The 15517-nt window shown below is 31.3% G+C and carries 14 protein-coding genes, 1 tRNA gene and 1 pseudogene; 13 read left to right on the top strand and 3 right to left on the bottom strand.

Features of this window, described 5'->3' with window-relative positions; all coding sequences use genetic code 11:
* Nucleotides 1-111: 111 nt before the first annotated feature.
* On the bottom strand, nucleotides 112-1185 hold the full coding sequence (locus Q0958_RS15800; protein ID WP_299124777.1) for a heparan-alpha-glucosaminide N-acetyltransferase domain-containing protein: 1074 nt from the start codon (nucleotides 1183-1185) through the stop codon (nucleotides 112-114).
* A 139-nt stretch (nucleotides 1186-1324) separates the two neighbouring features.
* Here Q0958_RS15800 and Q0958_RS15795 point away from each other — a divergent pair, with 139 nt between their 5' ends.
* From Q0958_RS15795 to Q0958_RS15760, 10 genes and pseudogenes are all read left to right on the top strand, one after another.
* Complete coding sequence (locus Q0958_RS15795; protein ID WP_272150164.1) at nucleotides 1325-1786, top strand: MarR family transcriptional regulator; 462 nt, start codon at nucleotides 1325-1327, stop codon at nucleotides 1784-1786.
* A gap of 17 nt (nucleotides 1787-1803) precedes the next feature.
* Nucleotides 1804-2712, top strand: a pseudogene (locus Q0958_RS18960) (3-hydroxyacyl-CoA dehydrogenase family protein); the annotation flags it as partial.
* Between the two features lie 160 nt (nucleotides 2713-2872).
* Nucleotides 2873-2989, top strand: a complete 117-nt coding sequence (locus Q0958_RS18955; RefSeq protein ID WP_366140165.1) for a hypothetical protein — start codon at nucleotides 2873-2875, stop codon at nucleotides 2987-2989.
* Nucleotides 2986-4212, top strand: a complete 1227-nt coding sequence (locus Q0958_RS18950; RefSeq protein WP_366140163.1) for an enoyl-CoA hydratase/isomerase family protein — start codon at nucleotides 2986-2988, stop codon at nucleotides 4210-4212. Before Q0958_RS18955 ends, Q0958_RS18950 begins: the two co-directional genes overlap by 4 nt.
* A gap of 3 nt (nucleotides 4213-4215) precedes the next feature.
* Nucleotides 4216-5406, top strand: a complete 1191-nt coding sequence (locus Q0958_RS15785) for an acetyl-CoA C-acyltransferase (protein WP_150900858.1) — start codon at nucleotides 4216-4218, stop codon at nucleotides 5404-5406.
* A gap of 119 nt (nucleotides 5407-5525) precedes the next feature.
* The gene (locus Q0958_RS15780; protein ID WP_150900857.1) at nucleotides 5526-7334 is read left to right on the top strand and encodes an acyl-CoA dehydrogenase family protein; all 1809 of its coding nucleotides are present in this window, start codon (nucleotides 5526-5528) and stop codon (nucleotides 7332-7334) included.
* Between the two features lie 172 nt (nucleotides 7335-7506).
* Nucleotides 7507-8109 (top strand): SUMF1/EgtB/PvdO family nonheme iron enzyme, encoded by a 603-nt coding sequence (locus Q0958_RS15775; RefSeq protein WP_299124769.1) that lies wholly within the window; start codon nucleotides 7507-7509, stop codon nucleotides 8107-8109.
* Nucleotides 8110-8147: 38 nt separating this feature from the next.
* Nucleotides 8148-9281, top strand: a complete 1134-nt coding sequence (locus Q0958_RS15770; RefSeq protein ID WP_299124767.1) for a helix-turn-helix domain-containing protein — start codon at nucleotides 8148-8150, stop codon at nucleotides 9279-9281.
* Between the two features lie 64 nt (nucleotides 9282-9345).
* Nucleotides 9346-10194: a type II CAAX endopeptidase family protein gene (locus Q0958_RS15765; protein WP_299124764.1), complete on the top strand. Its 849-nt coding sequence runs from the start codon at nucleotides 9346-9348 to the stop codon at nucleotides 10192-10194.
* 116 nt (nucleotides 10195-10310) lie between these two features.
* On the top strand, nucleotides 10311-10673 hold the full coding sequence (locus tag Q0958_RS15760; RefSeq protein ID WP_175578748.1) for a cupin domain-containing protein: 363 nt from the start codon (nucleotides 10311-10313) through the stop codon (nucleotides 10671-10673).
* On the opposite strand, the gene Q0958_RS15755 is transcribed toward Q0958_RS15760, so the two are convergent.
* Complete coding sequence (locus Q0958_RS15755; protein WP_299124760.1) at nucleotides 10642-10935, bottom strand: serine hydrolase domain-containing protein; 294 nt, start codon at nucleotides 10933-10935, stop codon at nucleotides 10642-10644. The two genes, Q0958_RS15760 and Q0958_RS15755, sit on opposite strands and share 32 nt — an antisense overlap.
* Before the next feature lie 159 nt (nucleotides 10936-11094).
* Between Q0958_RS15755 and Q0958_RS15750 the strand changes: the two genes are divergently transcribed.
* Both Q0958_RS15750 and Q0958_RS15745 read left to right on the top strand, forming a co-directional pair.
* Entirely contained in the window at nucleotides 11095-11835 is a 741-nt protein-coding gene (locus tag Q0958_RS15750; RefSeq protein ID WP_299124758.1) for a LytTR family DNA-binding domain-containing protein, read from the top strand.
* Nucleotides 11836-11981: 146 nt separating this feature from the next.
* Complete coding sequence (locus Q0958_RS15745) at nucleotides 11982-14075, top strand: DUF2306 domain-containing protein (protein WP_299124757.1); 2094 nt, start codon at nucleotides 11982-11984, stop codon at nucleotides 14073-14075.
* Between the two features lie 49 nt (nucleotides 14076-14124).
* On the opposite strand, the gene trxB is transcribed toward Q0958_RS15745, so the two are convergent.
* Nucleotides 14125-15063 carry a thioredoxin-disulfide reductase gene (trxB, locus tag Q0958_RS15740; protein ID WP_299124755.1) on the bottom strand — a complete coding sequence of 313 codons (939 nt, stop codon included), beginning with the start codon at nucleotides 15061-15063 and terminating at the stop codon, nucleotides 14125-14127.
* Nucleotides 15064-15240: 177 nt separating this feature from the next.
* On the opposite strand from trxB, the gene Q0958_RS15735 reads away from it, so the two are divergent.
* Nucleotides 15241-15318: transfer RNA gene (locus Q0958_RS15735), tRNA-Pro, on the top strand.
* Nucleotides 15319-15517 lie beyond the last annotated feature (199 nt).

Here is a 15517-nt window from a genome sequence, read left to right as displayed (position 1 = left end):
CTTACTGTTTGTCAAAGAACAGCTAATGACAAACTTACATATTTTATATAGATTAGTATATTCCTTTTCCATTTTGTTACACAGAACAATTCTTTTTTATTGTAAAGAACTTTAATTAGTTAATTTCCTAATTATCCACTCCAAAGGTCCTTGTTCTTTTTTTTGTGTCCACAAATAAGCAAACACCATACATAAAAAACTAAACAATAAAGCATAGGTAAAGGAGAACGTAATTGAATAACTCCCCATATTTTCTGGATTTAAAACAGCAACTATTCCCATTCCTATAACAACATGTGCTACGTAAAATGTCAGGGCTAATTGACCTGTACTTTTTAATACCTGAATAATAAAATGTTCTTTGTATTTATTTGAAATTAAAATACATATTGAGATTATTCCTATAGCAAAGCTACTTCCAGCAATCATATAAAACGGCAAAGGAGGCATAGGACTCGTTCCTAAAACCTGACTTAACTCATTCAAGGTTTCAGTATTACCTTCAGAAAATATATAAAGTAGAATTTTAGAAACAATCACCGTAATTACAAAAACACACATACTTACAATCATAGATTTCTTAACAAATTTTTCATCTGCTAAATTCTGTTTCCCAAACCAAAGACCAATTAACATAAAAGATACCCAAGGAATAACTGGATGAAAACCATTGTAAAATAGATTCCTCGTAAATCCGGATAGTGTCCAAAAATTATGATATTCAAATGTTTTATAATCCCAGCCAATATCGTAATCAAAGAATAGCATAAGAACTGGATACAAAAGTATAATCGCTCCAGCAACAAATAATACTTTTGATTTATCTACTGTTAAGAATAATACGGTTAGAAGCATGTAAACTCCATAGAAATGTAGAATATCGGCAATCCAAATAGGCAAATACGCCACACCTATTATAAATAGAAAAATAGCTCTTTTTATAATTTTGTTTCTAACATTATGAAGCTTTTGTTGATCTCTATTTTGAATACTTGAGTTAGACATAAATGCCAGTCCCACTCCTGCTAACACCACAAAAGTAGCAGCAGCCTTTCCTTCAAACAAACTTGTAAAGTATTTTAATGTCTGATTTCCATTATTTCCAAACGCAACTTTAAAATTAACTATAATCATTCCTATTACAGCCAATGCTCTAGCTACATCAATACCAATTATACGTTTCATCATATACAATTTAAAACTACTAATTAGTAAGTCCTTAGTGCCTTTCGTTACGTTATCTGTATGTTAATTTTACTATGCACGCATAACTTTTTTACAAAATACTATGCATGCATAATAAATTTTTATATCTTTGACAACGATGGATAAAAGTAAATCAATAGATCACCAATTAAGAGCTACTTGGCAAGCTGTTGCAAAATTGTATAACGAACAAGCTGCAAAGCACGATAGTACAATGGCCACTGCTTTTGTTTTATTGAACATAGATTTTGAAAATGGTACACCTTCTACAGCATTAGGACCTCTAATGGGAATGGAACCTACAAGTCTTTCTCGTTTATTAAAAACGATGGAAGATAAAGGAGTTATATGTAGAGAAAAAAACCCAAATGATGGTAGAAGTGTTATTATTAAGTTAACCGATTATGGTAAAGAAATGCGAGAAGTTTCTAAAGGCCATGTATATCAATTTAACAATAAAGTAAGAGAATATATTACTGAAGAAGAATTAGAAAACTTCTTTAAAGTAACAACTACAATAAACAAACTTATTACAGACAAGTTAATATACGATGATGATATTGACAAAAAAGCTGTATAAAACAAACCAACAAACAAATGACAAGAAGAATTAAAAAAGTAGCAATTATCGGTTCTGGTATTATGGGAAGTGGTATTGCATGTCATTTTGCCAACATTGGCGTTGAAGTCTTATTATTAGACATTGTTCCTAGAGAACTTAACGACAAAGAAAAAGCAAAAGGATTAACGTTAGAAGACAAAGCTGTTCGTAATCGTTTGGTTAATGATGCTTTAGCTGCTTCGTTAAAATCGAAGCCATCTCCTATTTACAAAAAAGAGTTTGCTAGTAGAATTACTACTGGTAACTTAGAAGATGATATCGCTAAAGTTGCTGATGTAGATTGGATTATGGAAGTTGTTGTAGAGCGATTAGATATTAAAAAAATCGTTTTTGAAAAATTAGAAAAGTACCGTAAACCTGGTACTATTATTTCATCAAATACTTCGGGTATTCCTATCAAATTTATGAATGAAGGAAGAAGTGAAGATTTCCAAAAGCACTTTGCTGTAACTCACTTTTTTAACCCTCCTCGTTATTTAAAATTATTTGAAGTTGTTCCTGGACCTAACTGTAAGCAAGAAGTTACTGACTTCTTAATGGATTACGGTTCTAAATTCTTAGGAAAAACTTCTGTATTAGCTAAAGATACTCCTGCTTTTATTGGTAATAGAATTGGTATTTTCGGAATCCAATCGTTATTCCACCAAGTAAAAGAATTAGGATTAACTATTGAAGAAGTAGATAAATTAACAGGACCAGTTATTGGACGTCCTAAGTCTGCTACTTTCCGTACTGTTGATGTTGTTGGTTTAGATACTTTAGTACACGTTGCTAATGGTATTTACGACAACTGTCCTAACGACGAAGCGCACGAATTATTCAAGTTACCAGATTTCATCAATACAATGATGGAAAATAAATGGTTAGGAAGTAAAACTAAGCAAGGTTTCTACAAGAAAACTGTTAACGCAGAAGGAAAGAAAGAAATCTTATCGTTAGATTTAGATACGATGGAATATCGTGCTAAAAAACGTGCGAAGTTTGCTACGTTAGAATTAACAAAAACTATAGATAAACCAATTGATCGTTTTAAAGTATTAGTTGGTGGAAAAGATAAAGCGGGTGAATTTTACCGTAAGAACTTTGCAGCAATGTTTGCATACGTTCAAAATAGAATTCCAGAAATCTCTGACGATTTATATAAAATTGACGATGCCATGAAAGCTGGTTTCGGATGGGAAAATGGACCTTTCGAAATTTGGGATGCTGTAGGTGTAGAAAAAGGTATCGAATTAATGAAAGCTGAAGGAAAAGAGCCAGCTGCTTGGGTTACTGAAATGCTTGCAAAAGGATCTAAATCTTTCTATACAGTTAAAGAAGGAGCTACTTATTACTATGATGTAACTGCAAAAGCTCAAACTAAAAAACCAGGTCAAGATTCATTCATCATCTTAGATAATATTCGTAAAACAAATGAGGTATTTAAAAACTCAGGAGTTGTTATTGAAGATTTAGGAGATGGTATCTTAAACTGTGAATTCCAATCTAAAATGAACACTATTGGTGGAGATGTTTTAGCGGGATTAAACAAAGCAGTTGATTTAGCTGAAAAAGACTTCCAAGGATTAGTAATTGGTAACCAAGGAGCAAACTTCTCTGTTGGTGCTAATATTGGAATGATTTTTATGATGGCTGTAGAGCAAGAATATGACGAATTAAATATGGCTATCAAGTATTTCCAAGATACTATGATGCGTATGCGTTATTCTGCAATTCCTACAGTTGCTGCTCCTCATGGTATGGCTTTAGGTGGTGGATGTGAATTATCATTACACGCTGATAAAGTTGTTGCTGCTGCTGAAACTTATATGGGGTTAGTAGAATTTGGAGTTGGAGTTATCCCTGGTGGAGGTGGTTCTAAGGAAATGGCATTACGTGCCTCTGACACTTTCCGTAAAGGAGATGTACAATTAAATGTATTACAAGAGTATTTCTTAACTATTGGTATGGCTAAAGTAGGAACTTCAGCATATGAAGCTTTCGATTTAGGTTTATTAGAAAAAGGTAAAGATGTAGTTGTTGTAAATAGAGATCGTCAAATTGCAGAAGCTAAGAAACATGCATTGTTACTAGCTGAGGCTGGATATACACAACCTGCTGCTCGTAAAGATGATGTATTAGTACTTGGAAAGCAAGCATTAGGTGCATTTTTAGTAGCTACAGATTCTATGCAAGCAAGTAGATTTATATCAGAGCACGATCAAAAGATTGCAAACAAATTAGCCTATGTAATGGCTGGTGGAGATTTATCAGAACCAACAAAAGTTTCTGAACAGTATTTATTAAACCTTGAACGTGAAGCATTCTTAAGCTTAGCGACAGAACGTAAAACGTTAGAGCGTATTCAACACATGTTAAAAACTGGTAAACCATTAAGAAACTAAAAGATGAAAACAGCATATATAGTAAAAGGATATAGAACCGCCGTAGGTAAATCTAAAAAAGGTGCGTTCAGATTTAAAAGAGCTGATGAGTTAGCTGCTGAAACAATCGATTATATGATGAAGCAGTTACCTGAGTTCGATAAAAAACGAATTGACGATGTTATCGTTGGTAACGCAATGCCAGAAGGTTCTCAAGGATTAAACATGGCTCGTTTAATTTCTTTAATGGGATTAAAAACTGAAGATGTTCCTGGAGTAACTGTAAACCGTTTCTGTTCTTCTGGACTAGAAACTATAGGTATGGCAGTAGCAAAGATTCAATCTGGAATGGCAGATTGTATTATTGCTGGAGGAGCTGAAAGTATGAGTTCTGTACCTATGACAGGGTTTAAACCAGAATTAAACTACGATATCGTAGCTGATGGTCATGCTGATTATTACTGGGGAATGGGAAATACAGCCGAAGAGGTTGCTCAGAAATATAACATTTCTCGTAAAGATCAAGATGAGTTTGCTTTAAACTCTCACTTAAAAGCGTTAAAAGCTCAAGAAGAAAATCGTTTCCAAGACCAAATAGTTCCTATTGAAGTTGAAGAAACTTATGTAGATGCTAATGGTAAAAGAGCTACAAGAAAATTTACAGTAACAAAAGATGAAGGTCCACGTAAAGGATCAAACATAGCTGGATTAGAGCGCTTAAAACCAGTATTTGCTGCTGGTGGTAGTGTTACAGCGGGTAACTCTTCACAAACAAGTGATGGTGCTGCTTTTGTTATGGTTATGAGCGAAGATATGGTTAAGGAATTAAACCTAAAACCAATAGCACGTATGGTAAGTTATGCTGCTGCTGGTGTTCCACCAAGAATTATGGGAATTGGACCAGTTGCTGCTATTCCAAAGGCGTTAAAACAAGCTGGATTAAAACAAGAAGATATTAGCTTAATAGAATTGAACGAAGCATTTGCTTCTCAATCATTAGCAGTAATTCGCGAATTAGGATTAGATGCAGACATCATTAATGTAAATGGTGGAGCAATCGCTTTAGGACACCCATTAGGTTGTACTGGAGCTAAATTATCAGTTCAATTATTTGATGAAATGCGTAAGCGTAACATGCAAGGAAAGTACGGTATGGTAACTATGTGTGTAGGTACTGGACAAGGTGCTGCTGGTATTTTCGAATTTTTAAACTAGGAATAAGATATAAGTAATGAGTATTGAGGTTTTTCTCTACTCCTAAAAAATAAATTTAAAATCAAAAAAGTAGTTAGTAACTCAATACTCACTACTGATTACTAAAATCTAAAAATATTATGTCAGAATTAAAGAAAGATATTTTACGTGGTGGTCAATTCCTTGTAAAGGAAACAAACTGTGAAGATGTATTCACTCCAGAAGATTTTTCTGAAGAGCAAAATATGATGAAAGAAGCGGTTAAAGAATTTAACGACCGTGAAATCATTCCTCATAAAGAACGTTTTGAAAAGAAAGATTATGCCTTAACTGAAGAAACTATGCGTAAAGCTGGTGAATTAGGTTTCTTAGGTGTTTCTGTTCCTGAAGCTTACGGTGGATTAGGAATGGGATTTGTTTCTACTATGTTAACTTGTGATTATATTTCAAGTGGAACTGGTTCTTTTAGTACTGCTTTTGGTGCACACACAGGTATTGGAACAATGCCAATTACTTTATATGGTACAGAAGAGCAAAAGCAAAAATTTGTTCCTGCTTTAGCAATGGGTGAGCGTTTTGGAGCTTACTGTTTAACTGAGCCAGGAGCTGGGTCGGATGCTAATTCTGGTAAAACTACTGCCGAATTAACTGAAGACGGTAAACATTATAAAATTAACGGACAAAAAATGTGGATTTCCAATGCAGGTTTTGCTGAAATCTTTATCGTTTTTGCTCGTATAGAAGATGATAAAAACATTACTGGTTTTATCTTAGAATATGATAAAAACAATCCTAACGGAGTTACTTTAGGTGAGGAAGAGCATAAATTAGGTATCCGTGCTTCTTCTACTCGTCAGGTATTCTTTAACGATACATTAGTACCAGTAGAAAATATGTTATCAGTTCGTGGTGGTGGATTCAAAATCGCTATGAACGCATTAAACGTTGGACGTATTAAATTAGCAGCTGCTTGTTTAGATTCTCAAAGAAGAATTATTGATCATGCTGTAAACTACGCTAACGAACGTAAACAATTTAAAACTCCTATCTCTGAATTTGGAGCTATTAAAATGAAATTAGCTGAAATGGCTACCAATGCTTATGTTGGAGAGTCTGCATCGTATAGAGCTGCTAAAAACATTGAAGATAGAATCGCTATCCGTGAGTCGGAAGGAAACACACATCAAGAAGCAGAATTAAAAGGTGTTGAGGAATACGCTATTGAATGTTCAATTTTAAAAGTAGCTGTTTCTGAAGACGTTCAAAACTGTTCTGATGAAGGAATCCAAGTTTACGGAGGTATGGGATTCTCTGAAGAAACTCCAATGGAATCTGCTTGGAGAGATGCTCGTATTGCTCGTATTTATGAAGGAACTAACGAAATTAACAGATTATTATCTGTAGGAATGTTAGTTAAGAAAGCCATGAAGGGACATGTAGATTTATTAAATCCTGCTATGGCTGTTGGTGAAGAGTTAATGGGTATTCCATCTTTTGACACACCAGATTATTCTGAGTTGTTTGCAGAAGAGAAAGAAATTATAGCAAAATTAAAGAAGGTATTTTTAATGGTTGCTGGTGCTGCTATCCAAAAATTTGGAACTGAATTAGAACAACACCAACAATTATTAACTGCTGCATCTAATATCTTAATTGAAATTTACATGGCAGAGTCTGGTATTTTGAGAACTGAGAAAAACGCAAAACGTTTTGGTGAAGAAGCTCAAAAAGAACAGATTGCAATGGCAAAATTATACTTATACAATGCTGTAGAAATTATTACTAAAAACGGAAGAGAAGGAATTATTTCTTTTGCTGAAGGTGATGAGCAACGTATGATGTTAATGGGATTAAAGCGTTTTACAAAGTATGCGAACTATCCTAACGTTGTTGAGTTACGTAATACAATTGCAGAAAAGTTAAAAGCAGAAAATAAATATTGCTTCTAAAAAGAATAAAATAGTTTATCTCATTATGTAATTATTATCTGGTAAACTATTATTAAAAAGCTTCTATAACTTTATAGGTTTTAGAATTTAGTTGTTTGTTTAAAGATCGTTAAATTAGTTTTTAGCGGTCTTTTTTATTTATATTTATTTTTCAAGACTCTTAATTCATAAAATGTACTTTATAAAACAATTTAATAGCCTTACCAAACTCATAGCTTTTATAGCTTTATCCATAGTTTTTTCTTGTAAGAAAAATCATCATGATTTATCCCCTGTAAGTTATGCTCAATTTGCAACATTTGTAGAACAAACTGGTTATAAAACTGATGCTGAAAAATACGGATGGTCTATAGTACAAGTAAATGTTTATGATTTTAAAAAAGTTGATGGCGCCAACTGGAAAAAACCTGATGGTATAAACACCATAAATTCTAAAGACTTACCTGTAACTCAAGTAAGTTATAACGATGCCATAGCCTACTGTAAATGGTCTGGTACTCGATTGCCTAATTATGATGAATACTGGGAATTAATTAAAACGGATAAAAGAGTGGTTGTTTCTGAAAACGAACTCCCTATATCTCCTGTAAACAAAGTTAATATTTTAGGAAATGTATGGGATATAACCGAAACTAAAAGAGGTGATTTAGTTAGACTTGCTGGTGGCTCTCTATTTTGCTCAAAAACAACTTGTCATGGAACAGTAAAACAAAGAGAATTGTTTGTAGATAAAGAAACAGGGAACATTCATATAGGGTTTTCTGTTATTAAATAAACGGAGTCTTTTATCTTTGTAAATAAAATCCCTGACTTTTGAAAGAGCTATTCAATTTCCTTTTTTATTCTGGTTTTAGTTTATGTGTTTTATTAATTGTTTTAATTTTAAAACGTATACATCAGCATTTTTCTAACAAGATTCTAATTGGAATATTTTTTTGCTTATTAATTTTATTTCTAACCTACTCGTCATATTATTTAGAATATACAAACCTCTCTTTTTTTATAACACCAATTGGAACTATAGTTCCATTAGCATTAGGTCCCCTCCTATTTAACTATATAAAATCTATATACAATTCTGCAATTGATACCAAAAAGACTATTAAAAATTTGATTCCTTTTTTTATTGGCTTTTTATTATTTAGTATTCCAAGGTATTTTATACCAAACCTCAGCAGTAATTATCAAAACAATATTATTCTACTAAGTTTTATCATTCCTTTTTTGGGTTATGGGTATTTTATATATTATTTATTCCTAAGCTTTAAACTTTTAAAAACTAATAGAAAAAAGGTTAAAGAAAACTATTCTTACATAAAAAACATCGATTTAAAATGGCTGTCTATTTGGTTATATGGACTGATTATTTTTGTTCTTATTGATGGAATCTCGGGTGGATTGTTACTTGTTTATTCATCTTTAAAATTTGTATTAGCTTTTAATCTCCTATTCTTAACTGCCTTAATATGGTATATTGGATATTATGGTTTGAATCAAACACAAGTCTTTTTATTGCAAAGAGAATTTAATAAAGAAGAGAAAATTCTTGAGGTACCAGCAGAAGAAAAAGAAAAAAGCAAAGTTTCTAATTCTCCAGAATTAAAAGAAAAATTAGAAAAGCTTTTCGATACAGACCAAGTTTTTAAGAAACAAAATCTTTCTTTGAGAGAAACTGCTTCACTATTGGAAACTACCGACAAAAAACTTTCCTATTACATAAATACCGAACTGAATACTACTTTTTATGAATATGTAAATTCTTATCGAATTCAGCATTTCAAGAAAAGTATTAGCAATGGTACTTCAAAAAACTTAACCTTATTGGCTATTGCATTTGATTCTGGCTTTAACTCTAAAGCTACTTTTAATAGAGTTTTTAAACAGCAAGAAGGAATAACTCCTTTACAATTCAAAAAAAGTTTAGAAAAAAAGTCTCATAGCATCTAATGAGTCGATTTGTGTATTGTTTATCAGTTGTTTTGCTCAAAATTTAAATGAGTAAACAATTATTATGAACACAACAATTGACACTAACACGTATCGAAAAACGAACCTTAAAAAAGCCAAAAAATATACTCTTTGGTTGTTAGGAATTTCTTGGGGAATCGGATTCTTATTTTTAAATATCCTTGATTTTTCTAATCTTATTTTTAGAACATTATTTTCATTGGTATATGGTTTTTTACCGGCAATAGTTGCCATCATAATTAATAAAAAAGATGGCGGTAATTGGAAATCTCTACAATTTTTTAAGCCTTCATTAAAAGGAAGCTTATTAGCTATACTAATCCCCTTAACCTATGTAACTATAGGATTTTATTGTCAATTAGAGTTAGGATATCGATTAACTCCTGATTGGTCTATTCTTGGAGGTACAACAGAAATAATTTTATTAATTGGATTAGGTTATTTAGCCACCAGTATTTTAGTAATGGGTGAAGAGATTGGATGGAGAGGTTACCTACAAGAAAAGTTATTTAACGCTTTTGGCGAAATAAAAGGGGTTGTTATTCTAGGACTTATTTGGGCTTTTTGGCATTTACCAGTTGCTTTAAAAGGATACAATTTCCCAAATCATCCTTATTTAGAGGCTTTTGTCACCTATCCTTTAGTATGTATTGCTTTCTCTTTAATTATAGCTTACTTAGGCTATAATAGATATTCAATCTTTATTGCAATTTTAGCACACGGAGCTAACAATCATTTTAATGCTATTGCTATTTCTGTTACTGAATTAAAAGATGAATTTTCTTTTGCAATGCTTAGCAACTTTATATGTGTTGACTTAATATTAATATTTGGGTACTTATATTGGAAAAAACTCAAAAAGGCAAAACAACAAGCTATGGAAAAAGTTTAGTGGGAAAATAACTATGGAAAAAAGAAGGCTAATAGAAAAGATCATCAAATAAAATTTGGTGGTCTTTTTAATATAAAATAACTTTAAACACCCTTTGAAACCTAAATAAAACTCTGATGATAAACATAAATAATGCTTTTGAAAGCATCCAAAATTACTTTTCTCCCAAAATAATTTCTGAAGTAAACGATCAATTTGTTAAACTTGCTAAAATTAAAGGAGAAGATATTCCTTGGCACAATCATGAAAATGAAGATGAGTTATTTTACATTATAGAAGGTTCTTTATTAATGGAAATTGAAAACGAACCAAGTTTTACGATGAATAAAGGGGATTTATATGTAGTTCCTAAAGGTGTTAATCATCGTGTTTCTTCAGAAAAAGAATGTTTTATTATGCTTATTGAAAGTAAAACAACACTACACACAGGTACAGTGAAATCTTCAATTACAAAGTCTCTTGATGATCAGAAATACTAAAAATAAAAATTTTAGAGAGTGAATGTATTCTACACAACGATTGTTCAGAAATAGGAATGTTATATTCTAAATTAGACTTTCCTTGGTATTTTTTATAAATAACTTTTCCATCTTTGAGTATTGCAATTGCTCTTCCTGAAATTCCATATTTTTTAGTAACCTCATTTATATAATTATCTAAGGCTATTTCTCTTTTTTGGGCTAGATGATTGCTTTGACTATAAACTGTGAATATTACCAATAAGCAAAAGCTAAATATCATACTTGTTTTATTCTTTGAAATCGTAATTTAATCATAGTAAGATTTTTAATTGATTAAACAGATATACTTTCCTTTCATAAAAACGTTACAACAAAATAGCTCATTACAGTTTTTAAATTCCTGAGAAAATGTATTTTTGAATTTTACCAAAACAATCTGATGAAATTAAATCCATCTGTAGAACATCATACTATTATAGCCATAGTTTTAACTATTTGGGGCTTTCTGTTTAGCATTTTTGCTAGACCTTTTGAGCATGGTTATATGGATTTAAAAATATGGTTAAAAGTAAGTACAGGATTTAGTCTAGCCCTATTTATAAGTTATTTTATAATAAGCATTCTTCAAAAAAAACTATTTAGTAAAGAACAAAAGTGGTCATTATCTTATGAAGTTTACATGTACCTTATCATGTATACTTTGTATACTATAATTACATACACATTTTATAGAAGCCCCATAATTAAAGGGATTTACTACTTTCCCGACTTTTTTTTCAAAATAAGCATCAATATTTTTCTAATTATTACGCCGATTATTATTATCGCAAGAAAGTATGTATTAAAACTAATTCCTAAAGAGGGAACAAAAGAAATCATTATTAAAGGAACTAATAAGTTAGATTTTCTAAAAATTAAAGAATCAGAATTAGTTTGTGTTTCAAACTCTCAGAATTATGTAGAAATTTTTTATCTAGAAAATGAAGAATTAAAAACGAAATTAATTAGAAGTACATTGAAAAAAATTCAAACAGATTTTGACTTCTTAATTCAAATTCATCGTTCTCATTTAATCAATCCAACACACTTTAAATCTTGGAAAGACGCCAATGCTATTTTTGTAACACAAATAGAACTACCTGTTTCAAAAAGCTATAAAAACAATCTTTTGAGTCTATAAAATTCGTACCTAAAAAGTACATTTTCGTACCACACGCCTTTATTTTAACCAAAAAAAACAGGTTTTATACCTTATCTAATTTTTATATCTAAATACACATTTTTTGATTCTATTTTGGGAATATCAAAACTTAAAATTCAATCAAAATGAAGAGATTATTGTGGCTTATTTTTATATGCCTTTGTTTATTTATTGGTATTACAAGACCCTTAAAATATTTTTTAGCTGATGGTCCTATAGACTTACTAGCAATGAAACCTCAAGAAGTACTAGATAGTATAATTTATAAAATTTCATTTTTTGTTCATATTACTTTTGGAGGAATTGCTTTACTGATTGGATGGATACAATTTTCTGAAAAAATTAGAAAAAAATATATAAAGCTTCATAGAATAATTGGTAAAATTTATGTGGGCTCAATTTTCATTGCTGGACCTGTTGGATTTTATATTGGCTTTTTTGCCAGAGGTGGATTACCTACAGAAATAGGATTCACATTTGGTGCTCTTATATGGATAGTTGCTACCTACATGGGGTATAAAACTATAAGAAAAGGAAATATTGAAGCTCATAAAGAATATATGACCTATAGCTATGCAGGAACATTTGCTGCTGTTACTTTACGATTCTGGTTACCATTGTTAATTTCAACTACTAGAAACTTTGACCTTTCTTATGGAATTTCTGTATGGTTAAGTTGGATACCTAATATTTTTGTTGCTTATTTGATTGTCCATAAAAAAGATACTGTGCTTTATTACTACAAAAAATATAAAATTAAAACCATTTTAAAAGGAAGCGCTGCAATTGCTGTTGTTATGGTAATACTATCATACACTAGTATCCAAACTTGGTTTTATAAAAAACCTTCTTTTAAAGGAATTGCTTTAGAAAAGAAAACTATTAATCAAGACTCGTATTTTACTACAGAAAAATTCAATGAAATAGATAACTATTTAAAAGAAGAATCTGAAACAACGAGTATGATGGTGCTCGAAAACGGTAAGGTAGTATATGAATACGGAGATGTTTCTGAAATTAGTGATATTAAAGACTCTAGAAACGGTATTGTAAGCTTACTTTTTGGAAAATATGTAGAGAATAACACAATCAATTTACAAGAAACCATTGAAGCTAATAATGTTTCTGAATATAACGGATTATTACCTATGGAAAAGCAAGCAAGTATTGAAAACTTACTTACCTCTTCATCGGGAGTTATATATCCTAAAAATCAAAGATACTTTTATACTTTTCCTAGAGTTAGAAAAAGAGGTATGGTAAAACCTGGTGATTATTTTATGGTAAACAATTGGGACTACAACGTTACTAGCTATATTCTTGAAAATAAATCTAAAAACCACTTTCACAGAGAAGTTGAAAACCAATTAGCAATTCCTTTAGGTTTTGAAGATTGGAATATTGAAAATCAATACCAAACAAGAGATTTAAAAAAATCGATGTTTACGTCTTATCAAATTCATATTTCTACACGTGATATGGCCAAAATTGGACAGCTTTTACTTCAAGAAGGGAAATGGAATGAGAAACAGATAGTTCCTAAAAATTGGGTTAATAAAATTACGTCAACATTTATTTCAAGAGATTCAGTAACTAATAGGGTTGGGAGAGATATTTCAAGTCCAATGCAACAATCTTATGGATATTCTTGGTGGCTTTTTGAGCGCTTTTATGATAATCCAGATTTTGAAAATGCTTATACTTCTTGGGATGAATCAGGTCAATTTATTACGGTTATACCTAAAAGGAACGTAGTGATAGCACATAAAACGAAACTAGATTACCTAACACACACTAAACTTTCAGAGAGAACTAAAACCCCTTCTTGGCGTTATTGGTGGATTATAAGAAAACTCATGTTAAATAGAAAATTGATTGCTGAGCTCTCTCCAGAAAAATCTGCTGATGAAATTATCGAATTTATTAAAAGTGAATACAACACAGACTCTGAATATGCTATTTCTGAACGTTTAATAAATGAATATGGACAGTCATTAGCTGACAAAGGAAACTATATAGATGCTATAAAGTTTTTTGAACTCAATTTAAAATTATATCCAAACCATGGATATTATACGCATCGAATTTATAATTACTATGGTAATAGTTTGGTAAAGTTAAAGAGGAATGAAGAAGCTCTGAAAGCTTTTGAAGAATCATTGAAATTAAATTCAGATAATCCAGAAGCAAAAAAAATGATTGAACAATTAAAACCATAAAAAAAGCTTCCCAAATTGGGAAGCTTTTTATTTTATATAAAACCGAACTTTATTCTAAAGCTCCTAAATAACGCTCAGCATCTAAAGCCGCCATACATCCTGTACCTGCTGCTGTAACCGCTTGACGGTATTCTTTATCTTGTACATCTCCTGCTGCAAATACTCCTGGTAAATTTGTTTTAGTTGATTTACCTTTAGTAATTAAGTATCCAGTCTCATCCATGTCTAATACATCTTTAAATAATTCTGTATTAGGTTTATGTCCAATTGCAATGAATACTCCTGTTACTGGAATATCAACTTTATCACCAGTTTGGTTGTTTACTGCACGTACACCTTCAACAACATTATCTCCTAATACCTCATCAATTTCAGTATTATACATTACAGTAATATTTTCCGTTTTATTTACACGGTGCTGCATTGCTTTGGAAGCACGCATATAATCTTTACGCACTAACATTGTTACTTTACTACAAATATTAGCTAAATATGTAGCTTCTTCAGCTGCTGTGTCTCCAGCTCCAACAACTACAACATCTTGTCCTTTATAAAAGAAACCGTCACAAGTAGCACAAGCAGAAACTCCCCCACCAATTAAACGTTGTTCGCTTTCTAGTCCTAAATATTTTGCTGTAGCTCCAGTAGAGATAATAACTGTTTCTGCTTCTAAATCAGTAGACTCATCAACTGTTACCTTATGAACTCCTCCTTCTTCTTTAGAAAATTCCACTTTAGTAGCTAATCCAAAACGTACGTCAGTTCCAAAACGCTCTGCTTGATTTTTTAAATCATTCATCATTGCAGTACCATCAGTTCCATTTGGATATCCAGGAAAGTTATCAACTTCAGTAGTTGTAGTTAACTGTCCTCCCATCTGCATTCCTGTGTACATAACTGGTTTCATATCAGCTCTTGCTGCATATATTGCTGCAGTATATCCTGCTGGTCCAGATCCAATGATTAAACATTTTATTTTTTCTGCCATCTTCTAAAAAATTTTATGATTACAAATGTAATTTTTTTTAAAATATATCAAGTTTTTTTAAAATATATTTTCGCTATTAGACGATAGATTACGCCTATCTTACAAAGTTTTATTTTTTTTCACTTTTTTTGTTTGCGAACAAAGAATTTTTTATACATTTGCAACCCGATAATCATTCGGGGCGTAGCGTAGCCCGGTTATCGCGCCGCGTTTGGGACGCGGAGGTCGCAGGTTCGAATCCTGCCGCCCCGACCAAAACCTTGTTAATCTTATGATTTTCAAGGTTTTTTTAGTTTTACTAACCAAGTATTTAAAATCGTATTAGAGGTTTCTAAAACAATTAAGTATTTTTTTTAATGAAACTATATAATATCATAACAAAAGTAACCTATTCGGTTACCTTTTCGATTACCTAAAAATAATTACATTGGTAGTTCGATAATCAGACTTTCTT

Source organism: uncultured Tenacibaculum sp. (assembly GCF_947499065.1).
Lineage (GTDB): Bacteria > Bacteroidota > Bacteroidia > Flavobacteriales > Flavobacteriaceae > Polaribacter.
This window is presented reverse-complemented; position numbering and strand designations above follow the sequence as displayed.